This window comes from Bacillus sp. ISL-78 (assembly GCF_018613455.1).
Lineage (GTDB): Bacteria > Bacillota > Bacilli > Bacillales > DSM-1321 > Peribacillus > Peribacillus frigoritolerans.
Window position 1 is genome coordinate 187,301 of sequence record NZ_JAGGQC010000022.1, and the last position, 20,900, is coordinate 208,200.

The 20,900-nt window shown below is 43.8% G+C and carries 21 protein-coding genes, 21 tRNA genes and 2 rRNA genes; 9 read left to right on the forward strand and 35 right to left on the reverse strand.

The window, feature by feature from the left end; genetic code table 11:
- Window positions 1-89: 89 nt before the first annotated feature.
- Together ytkD and J7I96_RS20190 are read right to left on the reverse strand one after the other, a co-directional pair.
- On the reverse strand, window positions 90-560 hold the full coding sequence (gene ytkD / locus J7I96_RS20185) for an RNA deprotection pyrophosphohydrolase (protein WP_214925258.1): 471 nt from the start codon (window positions 558-560) through the stop codon (window positions 90-92).
- Window positions 561-674: 114 nt separating this feature from the next.
- Window positions 675-1,025 carry a hypothetical protein gene (locus J7I96_RS20190; RefSeq protein WP_053536647.1) on the reverse strand — a complete coding sequence of 117 codons (351 nt, stop codon included), beginning with the start codon at window positions 1,023-1,025 and terminating at the stop codon, window positions 675-677.
- Between the two features lie 226 nt (window positions 1,026-1,251).
- Here J7I96_RS20190 and J7I96_RS20195 point away from each other — a divergent pair, with 226 nt between their 5' ends.
- The gene (locus J7I96_RS20195; RefSeq protein WP_370020242.1) at window positions 1,252-1,518 is read left to right on the forward strand and encodes a DUF6154 family protein; all 267 of its coding nucleotides are present in this window, start codon (window positions 1,252-1,254) and stop codon (window positions 1,516-1,518) included.
- A gap of 94 nt (window positions 1,519-1,612) precedes the next feature.
- Here the strand turns inward: J7I96_RS20195 and J7I96_RS20200 are convergent, their stop codons facing one another.
- Window positions 1,613-2,053, reverse strand: coding sequence for a Dps family protein (locus J7I96_RS20200; RefSeq protein WP_048686502.1), 441 nt, complete (start codon window positions 2,051-2,053; stop codon window positions 1,613-1,615).
- Between the two features lie 124 nt (window positions 2,054-2,177).
- On the opposite strand from J7I96_RS20200, the gene ytzI reads away from it, so the two are divergent.
- Window positions 2,178-2,333, forward strand: coding sequence for a YtzI protein (gene ytzI, locus J7I96_RS20205; RefSeq protein WP_034310518.1), 156 nt, complete (start codon window positions 2,178-2,180; stop codon window positions 2,331-2,333).
- Between the two features lie 37 nt (window positions 2,334-2,370).
- On the opposite strand, the gene J7I96_RS20210 is transcribed toward ytzI, so the two are convergent.
- Window positions 2,371-2,844 (reverse strand): S-ribosylhomocysteine lyase, encoded by a 474-nt coding sequence (locus J7I96_RS20210; RefSeq protein WP_034310515.1) that lies wholly within the window; start codon window positions 2,842-2,844, stop codon window positions 2,371-2,373.
- Between the two features lie 209 nt (window positions 2,845-3,053).
- Between J7I96_RS20210 and yidD the strand changes: the two genes are divergently transcribed.
- The 3 genes from yidD (at window position 3,054) to J7I96_RS20225 (ending at window position 4,891) form a co-directional block, all read left to right on the forward strand.
- Window positions 3,054-3,266, forward strand: a complete 213-nt coding sequence (gene yidD / locus J7I96_RS20215) for a membrane protein insertion efficiency factor YidD (RefSeq protein WP_251029211.1) — start codon at window positions 3,054-3,056, stop codon at window positions 3,264-3,266.
- Between the two features lie 130 nt (window positions 3,267-3,396).
- Window positions 3,397-4,347, forward strand: coding sequence for a metal ABC transporter solute-binding protein, Zn/Mn family (locus J7I96_RS20220; protein WP_214925266.1), 951 nt, complete (start codon window positions 3,397-3,399; stop codon window positions 4,345-4,347).
- 256 nt (window positions 4,348-4,603) lie between these two features.
- Window positions 4,604-4,891: a hypothetical protein gene (locus tag J7I96_RS20225; RefSeq protein WP_214925268.1), complete on the forward strand. Its 288-nt coding sequence runs from the start codon at window positions 4,604-4,606 to the stop codon at window positions 4,889-4,891.
- A gap of 37 nt (window positions 4,892-4,928) precedes the next feature.
- Here the strand turns inward: J7I96_RS20225 and J7I96_RS20230 are convergent, their stop codons facing one another.
- Complete coding sequence (locus tag J7I96_RS20230) at window positions 4,929-5,996, reverse strand: DctP family TRAP transporter solute-binding subunit (protein WP_214925275.1); 1,068 nt, start codon at window positions 5,994-5,996, stop codon at window positions 4,929-4,931.
- Between the two features lie 140 nt (window positions 5,997-6,136).
- On the opposite strand from J7I96_RS20230, the gene J7I96_RS20235 reads away from it, so the two are divergent.
- Entirely contained in the window at window positions 6,137-7,747 is a 1,611-nt protein-coding gene (locus J7I96_RS20235) for an ATP-binding protein (RefSeq protein WP_214925278.1), read from the forward strand.
- Complete coding sequence (locus tag J7I96_RS20240; RefSeq protein ID WP_214774099.1) at window positions 7,740-8,435, forward strand: response regulator; 696 nt, start codon at window positions 7,740-7,742, stop codon at window positions 8,433-8,435. The genes J7I96_RS20235 and J7I96_RS20240 overlap by 8 nt, the downstream gene beginning before the upstream one ends.
- A 47-nt stretch (window positions 8,436-8,482) precedes the next feature.
- Here the strand turns inward: J7I96_RS20240 and J7I96_RS20245 are convergent, their stop codons facing one another.
- The 7 genes from J7I96_RS20245 to J7I96_RS20275 all read right to left on the reverse strand — a co-directional run bounded on the left by J7I96_RS20245 (window position 8,483) and on the right by J7I96_RS20275 (window position 16,439).
- Window positions 8,483-8,629, reverse strand: a complete 147-nt coding sequence (locus J7I96_RS20245) for a hypothetical protein (protein WP_153246142.1) — start codon at window positions 8,627-8,629, stop codon at window positions 8,483-8,485.
- A gap of 350 nt (window positions 8,630-8,979) precedes the next feature.
- Window positions 8,980-10,083, reverse strand: a complete 1,104-nt coding sequence (gene menC, locus J7I96_RS20250; RefSeq protein ID WP_214925313.1) for an o-succinylbenzoate synthase — start codon at window positions 10,081-10,083, stop codon at window positions 8,980-8,982.
- Window positions 10,083-11,561, reverse strand: coding sequence for an o-succinylbenzoate--CoA ligase (locus J7I96_RS20255; protein ID WP_214925281.1), 1,479 nt, complete (start codon window positions 11,559-11,561; stop codon window positions 10,083-10,085). The genes menC and J7I96_RS20255 overlap by 1 nt, the downstream gene beginning before the upstream one ends.
- 86 nt (window positions 11,562-11,647) lie before the next feature.
- Window positions 11,648-12,460, reverse strand: a complete 813-nt coding sequence (gene menB, locus J7I96_RS20260) for a 1,4-dihydroxy-2-naphthoyl-CoA synthase (RefSeq protein WP_370029151.1) — start codon at window positions 12,458-12,460, stop codon at window positions 11,648-11,650.
- Window positions 12,461-12,467: 7 nt separating this feature from the next.
- Window positions 12,468-13,289, reverse strand: coding sequence for a 2-succinyl-6-hydroxy-2,4-cyclohexadiene-1-carboxylate synthase (gene menH, locus J7I96_RS20265; RefSeq protein ID WP_214774103.1), 822 nt, complete (start codon window positions 13,287-13,289; stop codon window positions 12,468-12,470).
- Window positions 13,286-15,037: a 2-succinyl-5-enolpyruvyl-6-hydroxy-3-cyclohexene-1-carboxylic-acid synthase gene (gene menD, locus J7I96_RS20270; RefSeq protein ID WP_214925286.1), complete on the reverse strand. Its 1,752-nt coding sequence runs from the start codon at window positions 15,035-15,037 to the stop codon at window positions 13,286-13,288. The genes menH and menD overlap by 4 nt, the downstream gene beginning before the upstream one ends.
- Complete coding sequence (locus J7I96_RS20275; protein ID WP_214925287.1) at window positions 15,030-16,439, reverse strand: isochorismate synthase; 1,410 nt, start codon at window positions 16,437-16,439, stop codon at window positions 15,030-15,032. Before J7I96_RS20275 ends, menD begins: the two co-directional genes overlap by 8 nt.
- 298 nt (window positions 16,440-16,737) lie before the next feature.
- On the opposite strand from J7I96_RS20275, the gene J7I96_RS20280 reads away from it, so the two are divergent.
- Window positions 16,738-17,658: a 1,4-dihydroxy-2-naphthoate polyprenyltransferase gene (locus J7I96_RS20280; RefSeq protein WP_214774108.1), complete on the forward strand. Its 921-nt coding sequence runs from the start codon at window positions 16,738-16,740 to the stop codon at window positions 17,656-17,658.
- A 154-nt stretch (window positions 17,659-17,812) separates the two neighbouring features.
- Window positions 17,813-18,562 carry a TraR/DksA C4-type zinc finger protein gene (locus J7I96_RS20285; protein WP_214925295.1) on the forward strand — a complete coding sequence of 250 codons (750 nt, stop codon included), beginning with the start codon at window positions 17,813-17,815 and terminating at the stop codon, window positions 18,560-18,562.
- A 41-nt stretch (window positions 18,563-18,603) separates the two neighbouring features.
- Here J7I96_RS20285 and J7I96_RS20290 read toward each other — a convergent pair.
- The 23 genes from J7I96_RS20290 to J7I96_RS20400 form a co-directional block, all read right to left on the reverse strand.
- Window positions 18,604-18,675, reverse strand: a tRNA-Glu gene (locus tag J7I96_RS20290).
- Window positions 18,676-18,678: 3 nt separating this feature from the next.
- Window positions 18,679-18,769 (reverse strand) — tRNA-Ser (locus tag J7I96_RS20295).
- 1 nt (window position 18,770) lies between these two features.
- Window positions 18,771-18,845 (reverse strand) — tRNA-Asn (locus J7I96_RS20300).
- 12 nt (window positions 18,846-18,857) lie between these two features.
- A tRNA-Ile gene (locus tag J7I96_RS20305) sits at window positions 18,858-18,934 on the reverse strand.
- 5 nt (window positions 18,935-18,939) lie between these two features.
- Window positions 18,940-19,013: transfer RNA gene (locus tag J7I96_RS20310), tRNA-Gly, on the reverse strand.
- 4 nt (window positions 19,014-19,017) lie between these two features.
- Window positions 19,018-19,093 (reverse strand) — tRNA-His (locus J7I96_RS20315).
- Window positions 19,094-19,110: 17 nt separating this feature from the next.
- Window positions 19,111-19,186, reverse strand: a tRNA-Phe gene (locus J7I96_RS20320).
- Between the two features lie 23 nt (window positions 19,187-19,209).
- A tRNA-Asp gene (locus J7I96_RS20325) sits at window positions 19,210-19,285 on the reverse strand.
- A gap of 6 nt (window positions 19,286-19,291) precedes the next feature.
- A tRNA-Met gene (locus J7I96_RS20330) sits at window positions 19,292-19,365 on the reverse strand.
- Window positions 19,366-19,469: 104 nt separating this feature from the next.
- A tRNA-Ser gene (locus tag J7I96_RS20335) sits at window positions 19,470-19,562 on the reverse strand.
- A 21-nt stretch (window positions 19,563-19,583) separates the two neighbouring features.
- Window positions 19,584-19,660: transfer RNA gene (locus J7I96_RS20340), tRNA-Ile, on the reverse strand.
- A 10-nt stretch (window positions 19,661-19,670) separates the two neighbouring features.
- Window positions 19,671-19,747: transfer RNA gene (locus tag J7I96_RS20345), tRNA-Met, on the reverse strand.
- A gap of 28 nt (window positions 19,748-19,775) precedes the next feature.
- A tRNA-Ala gene (locus J7I96_RS20350) sits at window positions 19,776-19,851 on the reverse strand.
- Between the two features lie 17 nt (window positions 19,852-19,868).
- Window positions 19,869-19,945, reverse strand: a tRNA-Pro gene (locus J7I96_RS20355).
- A gap of 9 nt (window positions 19,946-19,954) precedes the next feature.
- A tRNA-Arg gene (locus J7I96_RS20360) sits at window positions 19,955-20,031 on the reverse strand.
- Window positions 20,032-20,041: 10 nt separating this feature from the next.
- Window positions 20,042-20,130 (reverse strand) — tRNA-Leu (locus tag J7I96_RS20365).
- Between the two features lie 12 nt (window positions 20,131-20,142).
- Window positions 20,143-20,217 (reverse strand) — tRNA-Gly (locus tag J7I96_RS20370).
- A 5-nt stretch (window positions 20,218-20,222) separates the two neighbouring features.
- Window positions 20,223-20,304 (reverse strand) — tRNA-Leu (locus J7I96_RS20375).
- 7 nt (window positions 20,305-20,311) lie between these two features.
- Window positions 20,312-20,387, reverse strand: a tRNA-Lys gene (locus J7I96_RS20380).
- 21 nt (window positions 20,388-20,408) lie between these two features.
- Window positions 20,409-20,484, reverse strand: a tRNA-Thr gene (locus tag J7I96_RS20385).
- 10 nt (window positions 20,485-20,494) lie between these two features.
- Window positions 20,495-20,570, reverse strand: a tRNA-Val gene (locus tag J7I96_RS20390).
- Between the two features lie 11 nt (window positions 20,571-20,581).
- Window positions 20,582-20,697, reverse strand: a 5S ribosomal RNA gene (rrf, locus tag J7I96_RS20395).
- Window positions 20,698-20,816: 119 nt separating this feature from the next.
- Window positions 20,817-20,900: ribosomal RNA gene (locus J7I96_RS20400) — 23S ribosomal RNA — on the reverse strand; the annotation flags it as partial.

The following is a 20,900-nucleotide window of genomic DNA, read 5'->3' on the forward strand; positions in this document are numbered from 1 at the left end:
GCGATTTACTCGTGAGTTTTGATGATTTACTCGTGAGTTTTCGCGATTTACTCGTGAATTCCGCTGATTTACTCGTGAATTCCAACCATTCACTCGTTTCTTTGCAAAGTGCCTTCATCAAGTCTCGATAAGCTCAACGGTACAATCTCATCTTTCATGATGAAGCTAAACTCCTCACCGAGTACATCCGGCAATGATTCCATAAAGATCGGGCCTTCCGTTTCCAGGTAATTCTGTTTCTTCTCTATTTCAAGCAATTCGGCATAGTATATTGATTTAACGAATGGCTTCACTGGATCATGCACTTTATATTGTCCCAAAAATTGCAGCTGGCCCACTAAGCCTCCTGTTTCTTCATAGACTTCCCGTATGGCCGTTTCTTCAATGGATTCCCCTGCTTCCCGTTTACCGCCAGGGAACTCGAATCCCCTTTCTCTGTGTTTGGTCAATACCCACCTGCCCTTATATCGGCTTAGCACAAAAACATGCCAAGGCTCTCCAAAGACAGGATTCTCGGAGAATTGGACCTTATATCCGTTCTTATCAAGAAATCGTTTCATTTTTCCCCTTCTCTCCGTATAAGAAATGGTGCTATGCCCCTTGTTTCATTATATGGGTAAAAAAAATCACTATCCAGCGGGAATCTGCATTACATCAAAAAAAACGATGGACCCTCAATATTCGAGGCCATCGTCTGTTGGTTTTGCCTGTAGTATCCCCATGCTTTCTATATGCCGTCTTCCTTCTTCAGTACCCAGGGCGTAAATCATTTCGTAAATTTTTTGGAGAGTGATATCCTGCTTATCATTTTCACGGTCAAAATGATATTGAAGGTATGGGACATGTGCCCGATAAAAATTTTCCTCCCCTATTGAATAATTATAATCAAATAATTCACGTAATTTGATGATTTCATTATCTGTCGCCTCGATTTCGAAGTTCCATGGAGAACTTTCCCTATCTTGTGTTATCTGCCCATTCGGAAGCCAAATGTAATATTTTTTCCTGTTTTCAGACACATTCATCCACCCTTTCCATATACCCTACGCTTATTTTTCACGTATTTCCCCACTTCATACAATGGAAAATTTTGTTTACAGAAGAACAAAGATGTTAAATAATAGATTAAAGTATCTTTCAAAGGGTAAAACATATAATAAGCCCAAGCATCCCTTAAGATTTTTATATGCACCCAGAGGTTTTTTTGATAACCTACATATAAAGAGATAACGGATTTCTAATAAATGTGAGGTGAAAGTTTTGAAGTTAATTGAAGAATTATACAATATGTACCGTGATAAGATGACTGGTGATGAAGAAGATATTGATATGCTTACGTTTGCGGTTCTGGAACAGCTTGACCGCAAGGAAATTTTCGAATTGCTTCAAGAGATGGATGATCAGGAACTAACCAATTTAATGGGCCTTTACATTATTGAAACGTTAAAAGGGAAATTTGCTCAAAATAGTATGAGCGACACGAAACCTACACATTTTCCGCCTAGGAATATTCATTAAATACATACCATGTCAGGTGTCCCTCTTTTGATGGATGCCTTTTTTATTGGTTAACAAAAAAAAGGCCCTGCCGAAGCAGGGCTTTTCCTAAATCTTAATGTCCTAAATACGCACGCAGCATCCAAGCATGTTTGTTTAAGCTTTTCTTCATGCCTGTCAGCATATCGGCCGTAACCGGATCTTCTTGTTCGGCAACTTCGATGATTTCCAGGAACTCTTCGGAAAGCTTTTCAAAATCACTTATGACGCTTTGGACCATATCTTCTGTATTTTCATTACCTGTCGCTTCTTCGATCGTCGTTAATTCCATGTACTCTTTAAGGGTAGCAACCGGCTTTTCACCAATGGCCAATAATCTTTCAGCCAATTCGTCATAGTTGGATGTCACCTCTTTATATAACTCTTCCAATTTTTGGTGCAGTTCAAAGAAGTGCGGTCCATTCACGAACCAATGGTAATTATGAATTTTCGTATAAAGAACACTGAAGTTTGCAATTTCCTTATTCACTAAAGTTCCTAATTTTTTCTGAGCCATAAATATCTACCTCCGTAAGTTGGTTATACCTTTATAATTCCCTCTATTCGAAAATTGAAACATTATCTGACTCGGTTCTTATGCTAAAATGAATCTAAATTGTGAACGTTAGGAGCTGTAAAGTATGATTACGGTTTTAGTTATCTCCATTATTGTGATTCTGATTGTATTGGCACTATCGGTCTTAACAATCGGAAAAGGTTACAGCTACAAGCATACAGTGGATCCGGTCAAACCTTTGCCAGAGGATGAGGGGAAAAAAGAAGAACCCGAAAAATGAAAAAAGTTCCTGTCACAAATGGACAGGAACTTTTTTATTAACCGAAAACTTTATGAAGATCTTCTTTATCTTGTGCAAGCCAGAAATTCATTAATTTCTTAGCTCCCTCAAGATCATGCAATTTTGCTTGGCCGCATTGTTTTTCGTTTGCAGCAGGAATTTCGGTAATTGTAACAGCATCCTTGAATGTATCTTCAAGAACATCGATGATTTCCGTCACAGTCGGCTCGCCGCTGACCACAAGGTAATATCCTGTTTGACATCCCATTGGCGAAATGTCGATAATATCAAAGTGATCGAAGCGTTCGGAATGCTTACGGATATTGAATGCAAGCAAATGTTCCAGGGTATGGATCGTGTCCGGCTTCATCGCTTGTTTATTCGGCTGGCAAAAACGGATATCAAATTTATTAACAACACCGTCTGTTCCTACCTTATGGACACCGCAATGTCTAACATATGGGGCTTTAACAGCGTTATGATCTAATTCAAAGCTTTCAACTGAAGGCATTTAATTCACTCCTTAATTGTATGTCATTTCTATTTTACCTTGAATAACAATATATTTCATCCTTTAAAATTAATTCTCATTATATCAATCGGATTAGCAATAGGCTCATTCCTTTTTTACCCTTTTTGGAAATTTAGAAAATATGCTATAATTGAGGGTAGTCAATTTACTCGAAAAGAGCTGAAAGCATCGTGCTGAAAAAAATAGTAATGGGAATCATCCGTTTTTACCAAGTTGCCATTTCTCCATTAAAACCGCCCACCTGCCGTTTTTATCCAACTTGTTCCCATTATGGTTTGGAAGCGGTCAATCGTTTCGGACCTATAAAAGGAAGCTGGTTAGCACTCATCCGGATTCTTAAATGTCATCCGTTTCATCCAGGGGGCATTGACCTTGTTCCCGAAAAAAAAAGAAAAAAGTGAGGACCAATAAAAAAACCCTTGCTTTCCTTTGCAATCTTTTGTATCATACAGAAGTCAAATCGTAATCATTTCGTTTTTACCATATAAAATTCAAATCGTAATCAATACGAATTATAAAGGAGCATATCATATGAAAATTCGAGCATTGCTCTCCCTTTTCCTTGTTACTGCAGTATTTCTGTCAGCCTGCGGCAACTCAAAGGGAGAATCGGGTAAAGAAGAAAACAAGGATGCCTTGGATATATATACGACGGTTTACCCTTTACAATACTTCACTGAAGCCATTGGCGGGGAGTACGTGAATGTCGAGACGGTTTATCCTCCAGGAACGGATGAACACTCATTCGAACCCTCTCAAAAAGATATTGTTAAAATGGCTGAGTCAGACCTGTTTTTCTATATTGGCTATAATCTTGAAGGCTTTGTAACCAAGGCTGAACCAATTCTAAGCAAAGAAGGCGTCAGCACAATTGCGGTGGGCGAAACGGTTCATCTTGATGAGGAGGAGCATGAGCATGAAGAGGAACATGCTCATGAAGAAGATGGTCATGACCATGGGGGCGTTAATCCCCATTTGTGGTTAGATCCCGTCTATTCCATTGACATGGCTAAAACCATCAAGGACGAATTAACGAAAAAAATGCCGGAAAAGGAAGAATACTTCAACAGCCATTTCAATGAGCTTTCCGAAAAGCTTGAGGCACTTGATGAAAAATTCGCGACGACGATCGAGTCGGGCCGTACCAATAAGATCATCGTTTCCCATTCTGCATATGGTTATTGGGAGGAACGGTACGGATTGGAACAAATTGGCGTCACAGGACTAACTTCTTCAAACGAACCTTCTCAAAAGGAACTGGGGAAAATCGTAACCATGGCTGAAAAAGAAGACTTGAACTACGTCATCTTTGAGCAGAATATCAGTTCTAAACTTACTGAAATCATCCAAAAGGAAATGGGAGCGAAATCACTTGAGCTCCATAACCTTTCCGTGTTGACGGATAAAGATATCGAAGCCGGCGAAGATTACTTCAGTTTAATGGAAAAAAACATCAAGACACTGCAAACTGCCTTGCAATAGACGAGAAAGAAGCGGCTCCCTTTGGATCCGCTTCTTTTTTGTGCCTCGGTACTCTAAAAAGTTCCATTTCATTTTGTCAGCCCTGACAAAGCATGATGGCCTCCTGTTCTTAAGCAACCTATGTTAAACTTTAATTATTACAATTTATGGAATAATTAAATGTAAGTATAGATAGGGGAAAATATAAAAAAGATCATAAATGGAAGTTTAACGTTTCTACTCCTACCGATGCTAGTTGCTTGCACGGATGAAAAAGATGATTACGCTAGAATCTATCCGAATCTTTTGCCTGTATTCGCTCCAAGCCGTTGGTAAAGAAATTACATATGATTTACTAGAAGAGAGTAATATAACCAATGTGGGCCCAATTACAAATGAAGCATCTTACAAGTCATTGAATGAGCAATATCCAAAACTTGAATTAAAGAAAGAACCTGCATTCATCGTGTTTGATGAAAATGGTTTGGTTTTAAAAACATATGATTATGAAGAGATGATTGATTTTTTACAAAATCCAGAGGAGTCATTCTATCGGGAACGATAAAGAAGAAGGGAACCCCTTTCAATGGGATTCCCATACGTTAGTCATCCTTTAAGTACTTCTCACGGATCTTTTCCATTTTCGTCATCAATTCGGTTCCAATCGTTGGTTCGAATTCCGGATAGATGACGGTCATCTCATCCATCCATTCTTTCTTTTCCTCATCTGACAGTGTATAGATGTCGATATTCGATTTTTGCTGGATTTCCTTTAGCTGTTCCTGATTCAATTCATTTGATTTGATCCATAGCCATTTCGTTGTATCATCCATCGCCCGTTGGATTTGCTGCTGAATATCCAATGGAAGCTTGTTCCAAAATTGCTCGTTTATCATGACTACATACCCTAAATAGCCATGATCACTGATCGTTAAATATTTTTGCACTTCATATAATTTCTTGGAATAGATATTCGAAATCGTATTTTCCTGGCTGTCCGTTTCGTTGATTTCAAGGCTTTTGAACGTTTCATTAAACTCCAGGACAGAAGTTGTCGCCCCAAAATGCTTGAATTGGCTTTCCAGGACTGCACTTGGCATGATTCTGAAATGCTTTCCTGCAAAATCACTTGGATGCCGTATCGGTTTACTGCTTGTAATCTGTTTATAGTTATTCGACCAAAATGCGAGTCCTTCGATATCGATGGTGTTCAGCTGGTTAAGCAGCTCTTCCCCCACTTCCCCATTCAGCGCTTCCTGCAAGGCAGCATCCGTTGGAAAGACGTAAGGGAGGTCCAATAGCATCCATTTCTTTGAGATGCTCGTAATTTTAGATGCAGTCGGTGCAATCATCTGCACCTTATTTTCTTGTAATGCCTCGATTTCTTCCTGATCACTATATAATGACTGATTAGGATAAACTTCTATTTTGACACGATGGTCTGTATATTCATCAACAAGTTGGGCAAACCGGTTAGCAGCTAGCCCTTTAGGTGTATTTTCGGCAACGACATGACTGAACTTGATCACGATTTGATCCTTCATCCCGACCTGCTCCTCATCCTTCGGCAAATTGAAACCGAAGCTGGTAAAGAACGATTGAAACGATATATACACGGCTATCAACAGCCCCAAGCCAATTAACAATAAATACCCCCATAATGCACGCATACCGACAACTCCTCACCGCTCACTTCACATTATCACTATTCTATCACAGCTTTTTACTGTCGTAATACACTGCGCGAAAAATAGCGAAAAGTGATAGAAATTCTGTTACTATTAAGTATAGAAGTAATGGAGGAAAACCAATGGATAAATCCTTTCATATGCCCATTCAAATTAAAATCACCCTGCTATCATTCGTAATCGTCGCTTTTTCGATACTAATAGGCGGGATTTTTATATTCGGAAATATCGTTTCGGTCAGGGAAGATGAAATCGGCAAACGATCCATGATCACAGCCCATACCATTGCCGAACTCCCTGAAGTACAGAAATTGGTCCATGATCCTGAAGGATGGACGCAGCTTAACCCGATTATTGAAAACTTAAGGAAAATCCATCAAGCGGATTATATAGTTGTACTCAACAATCAGCATATACGCTATTCCCACCCGGTATTCAGTCAATTGGGGACCCCATCCAGCAGCAGTGATGAAAGCGCTGCGTTCGCTGAACACGAATACCTTTCAAAGGCTGCTGGCGAGCTTGGCATTTCCGTGCGTGCCTTTGTCCCGATCCTTGATGGAGATAGAGAGCAAATCGGCGTCGTGCTGGTCGGGAATATCCTGCCTACGATACCGGAATTAATCAAGGACCTGAAAGGCGAAATCGCGATTATCCTGGTGCTTACCCTTCTATTCGGTGTTTGCGGCTCTTGGCTCATGGCAAAAAGGATAAAAAAAGAAACCTTCCAACTGGAACCCCATGAAATTTCACGGATGTTGGTTGAAAGGACAGCCGCTTTCAATGCCATGCATGAAGGGGTCATCGCCATAGATAATAATCAGGCCATCACGATTTTCAATGAAAAGGCTAAGCAGATATTCAAGATCGACGGTGCCGTCATAGGCAAGGATATCAATGATATCATACACGATACCCGTCTCCCGGAAGTGCTCGATCGGACATCTCCCATCTTCAATCAGGAAATCTCCGTTCAAAACAGGAATATTGTAAGCAACCGGGTACCGATAAAGATTGCGGATAAAACGATCGGTGCCGTGGCCATTTTCCAGGATCGCACCGATGTGACGAAGCTAGCTGAAGAGTTGACTAGTGTCAAAGCATTCGTTGAAGCCCTGCGCGTTCAAAACCATGAACATATGAACAAACTTCATACGATAGCAGGATTGATCCAGCTAGGTAATCTTGACGAAGCGCTGCATTACATTTTTCAGATCACGGAAGAACAAGAGGAATTGACCAGGTTTTTAACGAAGCACATTCACGATGATAATTTAGTGGGGTTGATATTAAGTAAGATCTCCTTGGGACGGGAACTCGGGATCGAGCTCATCATGGACAAACACACAAAATTGGACCGCTTCCCCGCTGGTTTGGATCATCACGATTTTGTTTTGATAATCGGAAACCTGATCGAAAACTCATTCGCAGCGCTAAAACATTGTTCAGAGGAAACAAAACAGGTTTATCTATCCATCTACCAGGATGAACGTCATTGTCAAATCGTGCTTGAGGATAATGGGCCCGGCATTCCCGAGGACATTCATAAAGATATATTCGAGTATGGTTTTACAACAAAAGGTGCGGAAGGATCAGGAATTGGTCTTTATCTAATAGACCAAATTGTAAAAAAAGCGAACGGCGAAATGAAATTCACGACACGCCCTAATGAGGGAACAAGCTTTTTTCTTTCTTTTCCGATGCATGATATAGAGGAGAACCAAAATGACTAACGAAATTCGTGTACTTTTAATTGAAGATGACCCAATGGTCCAAGAGGTCAACAAACAGTTCATCGAGCGCCTGCCTGCCTTTAAAGTCGTTGATACAGCTTCCAATGGGCTTGAAGGTCTGGAAAAAATCAGGCAGTCTAAACCCGATCTTGTCATTTTGGACATCTTCATGCCATCTTTAAACGGGGTTGATACACTTTATCAAATTAGAAAAGAGCAAATTGATGTGGATGTCATCATCATTTCAGCGGCAAATGATCAGAAAACGATTCGAAAAATGATACAGAACGGGGCCTTTGACTATTTAATCAAGCCATTTAAATTCGATAGGCTAAAACATACGCTGGAACAATACTATGCTTTTCGGATGGAGGTTGAACCTGATCATCAAATTTCCCAAAATCAGCTCGACCGAATCCTCTTTCAAAATAAGACACATTCTGGAGCGAGTCCGAAATATGATGTTCCGAAAGGATTGAATGGCGCGACTCTTGAGCAAGTGACGAAATTCATAAAGACCCAGCCTGGGTCACTATCTGCAGAAGAAGTGGCTGATGGGATTGGAATCGCCAGAGTTACAGCTAGGCGTTATCTTGAATACTTGCATGGCGAAGAAGTTCTTCAGCTTGACGTACAATATGGCAGCATAGGCCGTCCAGTCAATAGGTACCGGCTAAAAAAACCTTAAACGCATGGGGACCGGCTTGAAAACGGTTCCCTTTTTGATTTCATTATTTACGCACCCGTCTTCCGGTCATATAGGCCCCACTTTCTCTTCAAAAGAAACAGCTCGCACTCCTTCAAAGCCGTCACTTCTTTTATGACATAGTCAGGCATGCCCCTTCTTAGTAGAATTTCCGCAATAAGGTACGGTTTTTTCATACACTCTTCCCCCCTTTTCCCTTTGGTTGTCATTCTTTTCATTCATTATACAAAATAATCCAATAAAGGAAAAATAGACAAATCCCCATTTTCCGAAAAAATTATGGTTTATCGGCCATTTAAATGGTTTTTGTAAAGTATCTGCAGTCAAATAAAAAATGTTCAGGTTGATTTCTGTCAGTCGTTCCCTCTCCGCCGACTGTTAGTATCCTATTAAAGTCATGTTCCAAAAGGGTGGGGTTTTCGTCCAATAAAGTACTAATTGGGTAAGTTACATAGATCGTGGGGGTAAAAGGAGATAGGATCAATAATTGATCAAAAGAGGTGGGCCGTGCACCTCCTTTGATGTTTCACTTGTACAGTTTACTATATGTAGTCAATTCCTTTAGCCGCTTTTCATTGATGGCAAAACCGATTCCAGCTTTATCGGGAACTTGGATCATGCCATTTTCGACGATGACTTCAGGGTCGATTATATCTCCATCCCAATAACGGGAAGAAGATGATATATCCCCGGGAATCGTGAACCCTTTTAATGAGGCAAGTGCAATATTATGTGCACGTGAAATGCCAAATTCAATCATTCCGCCGCACCAAACGGGCACATCATTTCCCAGGCATAGATCATGGATTCTCACAGCTTCCATCCAGCCGCCGACTTTAGCCATCTTAATGCTGATGACCCCACAGCTCTGGAGCGACAGTGCACTTTTGGCATCATGAAATGAATTTATGCTTTCGTCAAGGCAAATGGGTGTCTGCAGCTGTTTCTGCAAAAATGAATGTTCCACAATGTCATCATGCCTCAGCGGCTGCTCAATCATCATCAGCTTAAAGTCATCAAGCTTCTGCAAATGAGGGATGTCATCAAGAGTGTACGCTGAATTGGCATCTGCCATTAGCGGGATATCGGGATAGGCCCGACGGATTTCCGCTAAAAACTCCAGATCATTTTGAGGATTTATTTTTATTTTATATCGCTGATAACCGGATCCGGAAAAATCCTCGATCTGGCGCATCGCATCTTCTATATCATTCGATGCAATGACTACGCCAGCGGCCACTTCACTTCGTTCGCCGCCAAACAGCCGTCCAAGGTAGACTCCTTTCTGCTTCGCATATAAATCGAGGATTGCCTGCTCTAAAGCCGACTTCGCCATTGCATTCCGCCTGATTCCGCTCCATAAATTCGGCAGCTCTTCAGGATGCCCGATCTGACTGGCCAATGTCAGCGGGATTAGGAAGTCATCCAACATATGAAAGCATGTTTTGATCGTTTCCTCGGTATACCAAGGACTTGTAAAAGGGACAGCTTCCCCGTATCCAATCATTCCGTCTTCATCCATGGCTTCGACAACTATCACTTCCCGGTCGCTTACCGTTTCGAGATGCGTTTTGAATGGCCGCTTTAAAGGGGCCTTGATGAGCTTTAGGGAAATGGAGGATAACTTCATTACCATTCCCCCATCTCCTTCTTCAGTTCCCTTCTCAGAAGCTTGCTTGCGCCATTCCGGGGAAGCTCCTTACAAAATATCACGTTCCGGGGAATCTTATAGGATGCCAAAAACTCCCTGCAATATTCCAGCAGTTCACTCTCACCTAGCTCTGCACCTTGATGCAGGACAACAAAAGCAAGCGGGACCTGTCCCCATTTTTCATCTTCTGTCCCCGTCACTCCCGCTTCGAACACATCCGGGTGCTTACTAAGGATATTTTCAATCTCTGCTGGGTAGACATTTTCACCGCCGGAAATGATTAAATCCGAGCGTCGGTCAAGCACATATAAAAAACCTTCCTCATCGAGATAACCAAGGTCCCCAGTATAAAGCCATCCATCGGTAATGGCCTGCTGTGTAGCATCCATCCGATTAAAATAGCCTTTCGTCACATTCGGACCTGAAACCACGATTTCCCCCACTGCACCCGGTTCACACATCGTGCCATCTTTCTCAATCCGTAACTGCGAAGGAAACAAAGGCTTTCCCGCAGAGCCGATTTTTGTCATGCTATATTCCGGTGCCAGTGTCACAATCTGTGAAGACGTTTCGGTCATCCCATATGTTTGATAGACGGGAATCCCTTTCTCCTTACATACCTCAAGCAAATGGACGGGTGCAGGGCCGCCGCCCAACAGGAAACAGCGGAAGGTTTTTGGATAGCTTGTTCCTTTCATATCCTGCACCATCCTATTCAGCATCGCCGTCACGACCGAAATGATCGTCACGCCATTTTCCTGGATGCTCCGGTTTGCTTCCCGTTCATCGAAACGTTCCGCCAAAACGACTTTCATGCCATAAATCACATTTTTCATCAAGATGGATAAACCGCTAATATGAAAGATCGGAACCGCACAATACCAAGAATCCTCTTCATGCAATCCAAGGTTCAGAACAGACCCAACGGCACTCCACCAATGGTTGCCGAATGTTTGGATGACCCCTTTTGGATTTCCTGTCGTACCGGATGTATACATGATCGTAGCGGTATCCTCAAGGTAAAACTCTTGAAGTATCCCTGCTGTTCCTTCATCCGGCAATTCTTCCATTAAGTGAAGCTTCAAATCCGGGAGAGTCTCACCAATATCAGCGAGTTTGACAGAGAAGGACCCTTCCGAAACCAGATAGGCAGTTTTGCTGTCCTCGATCTGCCAGGACAGCTCTTTTGCCGTTAGCTTATTATTCAGCATCACAATCTTCACACCGAGATGAAATAGTGCATGGATAACGACAACACCATCGATATGGTTACGGAGCAAAACTGCGCATGAATCGCCAGCGCCCAGACCAATGCTTGCCAGCCTGCCAGCCATCTTCTCCGATAAAGTATACAGTTCAAGAAAGCTATACGTATGACCTTCAAACTCAATTGCCGGGCGATCCGGTGAAAGATGCGCCCGATTTTTCAGCCAGTTCGGCAACTTTTCTTCTGCCATTTCTGCTTCCCCTCTTCCTTTTTGATATAGAAAACAGCCCGGCGATTTTCCGCCAAGCTGTCAGTCTCATCGATTCACGCGCTTCATTAAGGGAAACGAGGGAATTGCCCAAAGTCCGGAGTGCGTTTTTCTTTGAATGCATCGCGGCCTTCTTTTGCTTCTTCTGTTGTATAGTATAGAAGTGTAGCGTCACCAGCCAATTGTTGAAGACCTGCAAGGCCATCCGTATCGGCGTTCATTGCCGCTTTCAAGAAACGAAGTGCAGTCGGGCTCTTCTCAAGCATTTCTTCACACCATTTAACCGTTTCCGCTTCTAATTGGTCTAAAGGCACGACCGTGTTGACCAATCCCATATCCAATGCTTCCTGTGCATTGTATTGACGGCATAGGTACCAGATTTCACGCGCCTTTTTATGACCCACGATACGTGCAAGGTAGCCAGAACCATAACCAGCATCAAAGCTTCCAACATTCGGTCCAGTTTGTCCGAAAATTGCATTGTCAGCAGCAATCGTCAAATCACATACCACGTTCAAGACATTACCTCCGCCAATTGCATATCCTGCCACCATGGCTACGACCGGTTTTGGAATGACGCGGATCAAACGTTGCAAATCAAGAACATTTAGACGCGGAATGTTATCTTCACCCACATATCCGCCATTTCCGCGAACTTTTTGGTCTCCGCCTGAACAGAATGCTTTGCCGCCTACACCTGTTAAAATAATGACACCAATGCTGGAATCATCACGCGCCCTTGCGAATGCATCAATCATCTCAGCAGTCGTTTTTGGCGTGAATGCATTATGTACATGCGGTCGATTGATGGACACTTTCGCAATCCCGTTATATTTTTCATATAAAATCTCATCATATTCACGTATTGTTTCCCATTGAATCGTCACATTAATTCCTCCCTATATTTCGCTTTAAAAACTCACTTATTATTTTACCAAACTTTTCTCCAACTTCCACATGAATCGCATGTCCCGCATCATTTATTATTTTCCATTCGGCGCGCTTCAGCTTTTTTTTCATCGAGTCCGCTATTCGACAAAACTTATGGTCAAGTTCACCGGTTAAAAGGAGCACCGGGAAATCAAGGGTTTGCAGTTGTTCCCAGTAAGAAGCCTGACTGCCGGTCCCCATGCCAAGGAGGCTATTGGAAAGGCCGGCAGGGTCATTGGCCAACCGCTGCTCCCGAATGGCTGACCTGGTTTTGGCCGACAACCGTTTTTGGCTTTCAAACAGCGGGATGTTTTCCCATTGATCCACAAACGCTTCCATGCCGTTTGCAAGAATCCGTTCGGCAAGCTTCCGATCATTTCCCCTTCGGATTTCCCGTTCCTCTTCTGTTAAAAGACCTGGTGATGCACTCTCCAGTATCAGTGTATCAACATATTCAGGATACAAACAGGCAAATCCCAATCCGAGCCTTCCGCCCATCGAGTATCCAAGAATATGGGCTTTCGGGAAATGTAACACATCCAAAATATACTTGATATCCTCAGCCACATTTTCCAGCTCATACCTTCGATGATCGGCTGGTGACGCAGACATGCCATGTCCGATGATGTCGACCATGATCAGCGTATACCTGTCACTCAGTAGCGGGATGAGAAATTTCCATGTATCCCGATTTCCCGTAAATCCATGCAAAAGTACAAGAGGATCCCCATTTCCCGTTATTTCAACAGCATAATTGACATCCTTGCTGACAATATTCATGATATTTCCCTGTCTAACACCATTTTTATTTCCTGGGAAACAAAGCTCCACAAATTTCGATGCTTTTGTAAATTGGACTCTCTTTCTGTCGGTACTTCGATGATTTTCAGACCTTGGATTTCGAACGACTCTGTAAATACCTTCTTGAACTCATCCCAATTTTGCACCTTGTTGTATTTACCGCCATAAAGCTGGGCAGTATGTGAAAAATCAAGCCCATGAGGCGTGCCGAATAGCGTTTCGAAATGTTCCCTCTCATTTGACTGCGGCAAGAAGGAAAAAATGCCGCCGCCATCATTATTAACCAGCAAAATCGTGATATTTTGTTTTTGAAGTTTTGCTGCAAGCAAGCCATTCATATCATGGAAAAAGCTTAAATCCCCGATTGCCAGCACCGTATTTTTCGATACCGTGCTCACGCCAAGTGCAGTGGAAACGACACCATCGATACCATTCGCCCCGCGATTGGCAATGGTTTGGATTCCTTTTTCATTATTCAAAAAGAAAGTGTCCAAATCTCGTATAGGCATACTATTCCCGACAAATAACGTCGACTCCAATGGCATCATATCAGCAAGCAAGGCGAACAGCTTGCCTTCGCTTAACTCCGCTTCATCCCTTACGGAGGCTAAGGCATCCTTCGTCGCTCCGTTGACGGTTTGCCATAAGCGAAGCCATTCATCATCAGGGGAAGAAGTAATGCTTTCAGCTATTCGCAGACAAAAATCTTTCTCTTCGCTGTAAATCATATTCGTTGCCAAACCGGCTGGTTCCCTCCAGCCTGCTCCGCCATCGACGACCAAAGTAATCGCCTGTTTTTGCTTTTTCATGAATAACAATAACGGTTTAGAAACAGGCATTGCCCCGAATCGCAAGATCACTTCCGGCCTGAACGCCTCTTTTGCCGTTTCATCGCGCAGAAACGTATCGTACGCATCAATGATGACGGCTTTATCATGCCTTCCGCTCCTTAACTGTGAAAGGGGATCAGCCAGTACCGGAAAAGCAAGTTTTTTCGCTAATGCGACAATGGCTTCCTTCATCTCTGGATGCGGTAATTCGCCACATACAATGATACCTTGCTTAGCTTTTGACAATGTAGTTGCAACCGCTTCTACTTGTGATGCGGACAATGACCGTTCTCCACTGTCAATCAACACTGAAGGCTTCCTTTTATTTTGCCGGTACTCCTTTGCTTGGTCCAGGTCCGGAATCAATGGTTCCCGAAGCGGGAAATTCAAATGTACAGGCCCTGCCGGTTCAGCGGCCGCTGTAGCCACTGCCCTTGCACCGACCGTTCTGGCATACCGCATCATCCCATCCGTGCTTTCAGGAAGTGCCATTTCGACAAACCATTTTACATGTCTCCCGTAAAGGTGTATCTGATCGATTGCCTGCGGGGCTCCGACATCACGCAATTCATGCGGACGGTCAGCGGTAAGTACAATAAGCGGCACTCTTGAATAGAAAGCCTCGATGACGGCTGGGTAATAGTTTGCAGCGGCTGTACCGGACGTACAAAGAAGTCCGACAGGTTCTTTTAAAGCCTTAGCCAAACCAAGGGCAAAAAAAGCAGCCGAACGCTCATCCACATTAATATGAATTTCAATATCAGGATTTTCCGCTAGCAGCAAAGCCAGGGGCGTGGATCGTGAACCTGGGCTCACCACCACATGTCCCACCTCATTTTGTGCAAGCTCATCGACGAATGAAGCAGCATACGCTGTCAATGCATCTCGGTCATTCATTAAGATTTCCTCCTAAAGCACTTAACATCGGATTGAATTTAATCCCCGTTTCCCGGAATTCACTTTCGGGTGTCGAATCTTCCACAACTCCGCATCCGGCAAAGAGCGATGCCTCATTGTTCTGTATCAGGGCAGAACGTATCCCTACAGCGAATTCCCCGTTCCCATACGTATCCACCCAGCCTAAAGGACCCGCATAAAACCCGCGTTCCAGACCTTCCAATTCCCGAATCCGGACAACAGCCTTTTCTTTTGGAAGTCCGCCCATGGCAGGTGTGGGATGGAGGTTCTCGACAAATTCAAAAATCGTGACACCTTCCTTGGATATACCGCAAACCGGTGTGTACAAATGCTGGATATGACGGTTTTTCATAAGTGTCGGTTCGGCCGGGACCATCACCTTTTCGCATACAGAATCAAAAGCATTGGATATCATCGACACGACATATTGATGCTCTTGTAAATTCTTTTGGTCATGAAGCAATTCTTCACCAAGACAAACATCTTCTTGCTCATCTTTCCCTCGCCGCATCGATCCGGCAAGACAGGTAGAAAAAACTTCATTTCCCTGTTTCTTAATTAAACGTTCGGGAGTGGCACCGACAAAACAGTCACCACCAGCCTCCAAACTGAAAATATAACTCAATGGCTGCTCAGCAATCAATTGTTCAAGCACTTTCCCTGAATCGATGGAACGTTCAAAACCAAGTCGAAGCTCCCTTGCCAAAACAATCTTGTCGAGATCTGTCGTCTTGATTTCCTGAACAGCCTCTGCGACCGTCCGCTTCCATTCCTCTGGTTCGACTTCCCTCTGCATAACAAGGGAATTTGCATTCAATCCATTGCCATCCAAGCTTTCGAAGAGGAAAGCTTCCCGTTCATTTATCATATCTATGAAGAGTTTTTCTGAATCATCAGGCGAACAAAGTAAGTTTGTCGTTAAGTAAGCTTGTTTCCCCACTATTGACAGCATGAAGGCAGGTATATAAAACAGGTTGTCCCCGAACTGATTCCAAAGGAGCGTACTGTCAGTTTCATAATCAAAAGAAAAGCCCCCAAACAGTAAAGGACCTGTCGCTTCTACATCGGTCACTCCTGTTTTGACAGCATCAATCTGCAGTTTGATCCAGCTCTTTTCGACTTCTCTATAACGTTCGGCATTCGATGCCGCTTTGAGTTTCTTAACATTGCCTAAACCGGTGATGGTTATTTCCTTTGCAGGGTCCTCCCAGAAAAAGCGTTCACCTGCATACCGTTCTCTTCCAGCTTGATAAAATGAAAGGGGGTTGTTGCATTTAATCTTCTTAATATGACTGAATAGAACTTGATCATTCAAGTCCTTCGCCTTTTTTATAGCTGAAGCCAGTCCCTGAAACTGTTCAGTTTCCTCTGAGATAGCCAAAAAAATCCCCCCAAGTGTACATTTTAAAAGCTATTTAACCTATTTAAAGATACACCTCCCTTGAACCTCATGTCAATAAAACGCCCCTTTCACCAACGATTCTTCCCTGCTTTTTTCCTTATTATATGAATCTTAGCGAATGTAGAGAAATACCCTTGATTTTGGAAATGCATCACCCATGAATTTCAATTACACCCATACCCACTTTTCCTGCATTTATTAGGTTAACCTTTTGTGCAACATTTCAATATTTGTTATAATTTCGAGAGAACCAATAATGATTTTGAGGAGAGAAATAATGCAAACAGAATACGACGGACTTCCCCTTAAACGGACCTGGAAGATTTGGTGGGAGTTAATTCGTCCACATACACTAACCGCAGCTTTTGTCCCGGTCTTACTTGGAACTGTGATTGCACTTTTGGAAGATGGAGTGAATTGGTTACTATTCGCTGCCATGATGATTGCAAGTATCCTGATTCAAGCTGCAACCAATTTATTCAATGAATACTATGATTTCAAGAGAGGCCTGGATACGGAGGAATCCGTAGGCATCGGAGGCGGGATCGTCCGTCATGGGATGACCCCCAGACTAATCATGAACTTGGCCCTTGGCATGTATGCCATCGCCTTGATCATCGGAATCTATATCTGTGCCGCATCATCTTGGTGGCTTGCTGCAGTAGGCCTCGTTTGCATGCTTGTCGGCTACCTTTATACAGGCGGTCCCCTGCCCATTTCATATACACCGTTCGGGGAACTTTTTTCTGGATTGTTCATGGGCTTTTTGATAATCCTGATCGCCTTTTTCATTCAAACCGGTGATGTTTCTTCAACAGCCATCTTAATTGCCATTCCAAGTGGGATACTGGTAGGGCTGATCAACTTATCCAATAACCTTCGTGATCATGATGGGGATAAGGCACATGGCCGCAAAACGATGCCAGTCGTGATGGGCAGGAAAAACGCCCTGACATTCATGGCAATCATGTTCGCTTTCTCTTATCTATGGCTTGTTGGGCTCGTTCTTACCGGAAACGTTACGGCTTGGATTCTCCTTGCCTTCCTTAGCATACCGAAGGCCATGGCCGCAATAAAAGGCTTCGTAGGTAAAACACAGCCGATCACGATGGTGCCGGCAATGAAAGCCACTGCCCAAACGAACACCTTCTTTGGCTTACTCATGGCCATTGGATTATTCATCAGCTATCTTATATAATCTCCGGGGACTGAGCCCATCCGCTCAGTCCTTTTTTCTATCTTCCGCACCATATTGTTTTCCTACCTTCAGATTCGGGTAATAGATTAATAGATAATACAACCACCTTACCAATATAAAAAGAGATTTGGACTTTAGAAGGAGTGAATTTAATATGGCAACGAAACAACAAACGCAAAAATTCAAAAAAGAACTGCTTCAGGAAAAAAATGAGCTATGTAATAGAATTCAAAATGATGAACAATCCGTTCTGGATAAAAGCCAGACGGAATCCGTAGGTGAATTATCATCCTATGATAATCATCCTGCTGACCTAGGGACGGAATTATTCGAGATGGAACGGAATCAAGCGCTCGATGAGCATGCACAATCCGAAATGGAGAAAATCGATGAAGCTTTGAAGGCCATGGAAGAAGGAGCATATGGCCATTGTAAAACCTGCAATAAGGAAATCCCCATCGAGAGGCTTGAAGCGATCCCAAGCACCCTCTACTGTGTCGAGCATGCCCCAGAACGAAAGCTTTCACAAGACAGGCCAGTGGAAGAGGATATACTGATTCCATCCAAGGGTGATCATTTTGAAAATCGTCATGGAATCGAAATGGCGGCTAAAGAAGATAGCTTTGGTGAAGTGGCCAAATTTGGTACATCAGAAACGCCATCTGATTATACCGGCGATCATGACAATTACAATGATCTTTATAAAAACGAGGATGAAACGGATGGATTTCCTGAAGACTATGAAGGATTTGCCGCAAATGATATCGAAGGAAAAGCGAGAGTGGATATACCGAACAAAAAGCAAAAGGCATATGAAGAAACCCTGAAAGAAGAAAATATAGAATCCCAACTTGGAGACATTCCCTATAAACAAAAAGATGGTTATATCAAGGAAAAAAAATAAAAAAAAGAAGCATACATGAATGTATGCTTCCTTTTTTGTTATGACCCGTACGGGATTCGAACCCGTGTTACCGCCGTGAAAGGGCGGTGTCTTAACCGCTTGACCAACGGGCCAACTGGCGGAGAAGGAGGGATTTGAACCCTCGCGCCGCTCGCGCGACCTACACCCTTAGCAGGGGCGCCTCTTCAGCCTCTTGAGTACTTCCCCATGGCTCCGCAGGTAGGACTCGAACCTACGACCGTTCGGTTAACAGCCGAATGCTCTACCACTGAGCTACTGCGGAACAATATGAATATGGTGGGCCTAAATGGACTCGAACCATCGACCTCACGCTTATCAGGCGTGCGCTCTAACCAGCTGAGCTATAGGCCCATATTTGGAGCGGGTGAAGGGAATCGAACCCTCATCATCAGCTTGGAAGGCTGAGGTTTTACCACTAAACTACACCCGCGAAATGGGGCGACTGATGGGAATCGAACCCACGAATGCCTGAACCACAATCAGGTGCGTTAACCACTTCGCCACAATCGCCGTAATTTTGTAAGATATGGTGGCTCAGGACGGAATCGAACCGCCGACACAAGGATTTTCAGTCCTTTGCTCTACCGACTGAGCTACTGAGCCACATATGTATTCAATTTAAATAATGGCGGTCCCGACGGGAATCGAACCCGCGATCTCCTGCGTGACAGGCAGGCATGTTAACCGCTACACCACGGGACCTAATAATTGCGGGGACAGGATTTGAACCTGCGACCTTCGGGTTATGAGCCCGACGAGCTACCGGACTGCTCCACCCCGCGACGGTAATAATGAAACGATTCGCATCAAGTTTTCGTGAATATTGTTTCGTCCGCATCCTTTATGTAAGGTTGTTTTAAAACAACTCGCTGCTTTTAGAAAAAAATGGAGGAGGTAGAGGGATTCGAACCCCCGCGGGATTTGACTCCCCTGTCGGTTTTCAAGACCGATCCCTTCAGCCGAACTTGGGTATACCTCCACGGCTTTTAAAAAATGAATATGGTGGACCTTGTAGGACTCGAACCTACGACCGGACGGTTATGAGCCGTCTGCTCTAACCAGCTGAGCTAAAGGTCCTTATATTTATTGGTAGCGGCGGAGGGGATCGAACCCCCGACCTCACGGGTATGAACCGTACGCTCTAGCCAGCTGAGCTACACCGCCAATATAATATAAGTTTCTGATTGAAAAATGGTGGAGCCTAGCGGGATCGAACCGCTGACCTCCTGCGTGCAAGGCAGGCGCTCTCCCAGCTGAGCTAAGGCCCCATTCATTAAAAATCACGTGGTCGGGAAGACAGGATTCGAACCTGCGACCCCTTGGTCCCAAACCAAGTGCTCTACCAAGCTGAGCTACTTCCCGATAAAAACATGGTGCGCCCGGCGGGAGTCGAACCTACAACCTTCTGATTCGTAGTCAGATGCTCTATCCAATTGAGCTACGGGCGCATATTTATGATGGTGCCGAGGACCGGAATCGAACCGGTACGGTAGTCACCTACCGCAGGATTTTAAGTCCTGTGCGTCTGCCAGTTCCGCCACCCCGGCACATACGAAAAGTGGAGCGGAAGACGGGATTCGAACCCGCGACCCCAACCTTGGCAAGGTTGTATTCTACCACTGAACTACTTCCGCGAACATGCGGGTGAAGGGACTTGAACCCCCACGCCTTGCGGCGCCAGATCCTAAGTCTGGTGCGTCTGCCAATTCCGCCACACCCGCATATAAATGGTGAGCCATGAAGGATTCGAACCTTCGACCCTCTGATTAAAAGTCAGATGCTCTACCAACTGAGCTAATGGCTCGTGCTTGTACTATCTTAAAAATGGTGCCGGCAAGAGGACTTGAACCCCCAACCTACTGATTACAAGTCAGTTGCTCTACCAGTTGAGCTACACCGGCAGGTGTAAAATGGTGGAGGATGACGGGATCGAACCGCCGACCCTCTGCTTGTAAGGCAGATGCTCTCCCAGCTGAGCTAATCCTCCATATGAAACCTGCTTGGCGACGTCCTACTCTCACAGGGGGAAACCCCCAACTACCATCGGCGCTGAAGAGCTTAACTGCCGTGTTCGGAATGGGAACGGGTGTGACCTCTTCGCTATCGTCACCAAACAATGTTAACATTTTTTCAAGACATATATTATTATAACGTATTTTTGAGAAAATGCAAGAAGAAATTTTCATTCCTTCAAAACTAGATAATAAGAAGGTATTTCATTTTTTAAAAAGCGTTGGTTAAGTCCTCGATCTATTAGTATCAGTCAGCTCCACATGTCACCATGCTTCCACCTCTGACCTATCAACCTGATCATCTT

Bases quoted from the DNA above. Each gene is read 5' to 3' on its own strand.
- ytkD (WP_214925258.1), bottom strand. From the start codon at position 560: ATGAAACGATTTCTTGATAAGAACGGATATAAGGTCCAATTCTCCGAG.
- J7I96_RS20190 (WP_053536647.1), bottom strand. From the start codon at position 1,025: ATGAATGTGTCTGAAAACAGGAAAAAATATTACATTTGGCTTCCGAAT.
- J7I96_RS20200 (WP_048686502.1), bottom strand. From the start codon at position 2,053: ATGGCTCAGAAAAAATTAGGAACTTTAGTGAATAAGGAAATTGCAAAC.
- ytzI (WP_034310518.1), top strand. From the start codon at position 2,178: ATGATTACGGTTTTAGTTATCTCCATTATTGTGATTCTGATTGTATTG.
- J7I96_RS20210 (WP_034310515.1), bottom strand. From the start codon at position 2,844: ATGCCTTCAGTTGAAAGCTTTGAATTAGATCATAACGCTGTTAAAGCC.
- yidD (WP_251029211.1), top strand. From the start codon at position 3,054: ATGGGAATCATCCGTTTTTACCAAGTTGCCATTTCTCCATTAAAACCG.
- J7I96_RS20220 (WP_214925266.1), top strand. From the start codon at position 3,397: ATGAAAATTCGAGCATTGCTCTCCCTTTTCCTTGTTACTGCAGTATTT.
- J7I96_RS20225 (WP_214925268.1), top strand. From the start codon at position 4,604: ATGATTACGCTAGAATCTATCCGAATCTTTTGCCTGTATTCGCTCCAA.
- J7I96_RS20230 (WP_214925275.1), bottom strand. From the start codon at position 5,996: ATGCGTGCATTATGGGGGTATTTATTGTTAATTGGCTTGGGGCTGTTG.
- J7I96_RS20235 (WP_214925278.1), top strand. From the start codon at position 6,137: ATGGATAAATCCTTTCATATGCCCATTCAAATTAAAATCACCCTGCTA.
- J7I96_RS20240 (WP_214774099.1), top strand. From the start codon at position 7,740: ATGACTAACGAAATTCGTGTACTTTTAATTGAAGATGACCCAATGGTC.
- J7I96_RS20245 (WP_153246142.1), bottom strand. From the start codon at position 8,629: ATGAAAAAACCGTACCTTATTGCGGAAATTCTACTAAGAAGGGGCATG.
- menC (WP_214925313.1), bottom strand. From the start codon at position 10,083: ATGAAGTTATCCTCCATTTCCCTAAAGCTCATCAAGGCCCCTTTAAAG.
- J7I96_RS20255 (WP_214925281.1), bottom strand. From the start codon at position 11,561: ATGGCAGAAGAAAAGTTGCCGAACTGGCTGAAAAATCGGGCGCATCTT.
- menH (WP_214774103.1), bottom strand. From the start codon at position 13,289: ATGAATATTGTCAGCAAGGATGTCAATTATGCTGTTGAAATAACGGGA.
- menD (WP_214925286.1), bottom strand. From the start codon at position 15,037: ATGAATGACCGAGATGCATTGACAGCGTATGCTGCTTCATTCGTCGAT.
- J7I96_RS20280 (WP_214774108.1), top strand. From the start codon at position 16,738: ATGCAAACAGAATACGACGGACTTCCCCTTAAACGGACCTGGAAGATT.
- J7I96_RS20285 (WP_214925295.1), top strand. From the start codon at position 17,813: ATGGCAACGAAACAACAAACGCAAAAATTCAAAAAAGAACTGCTTCAG.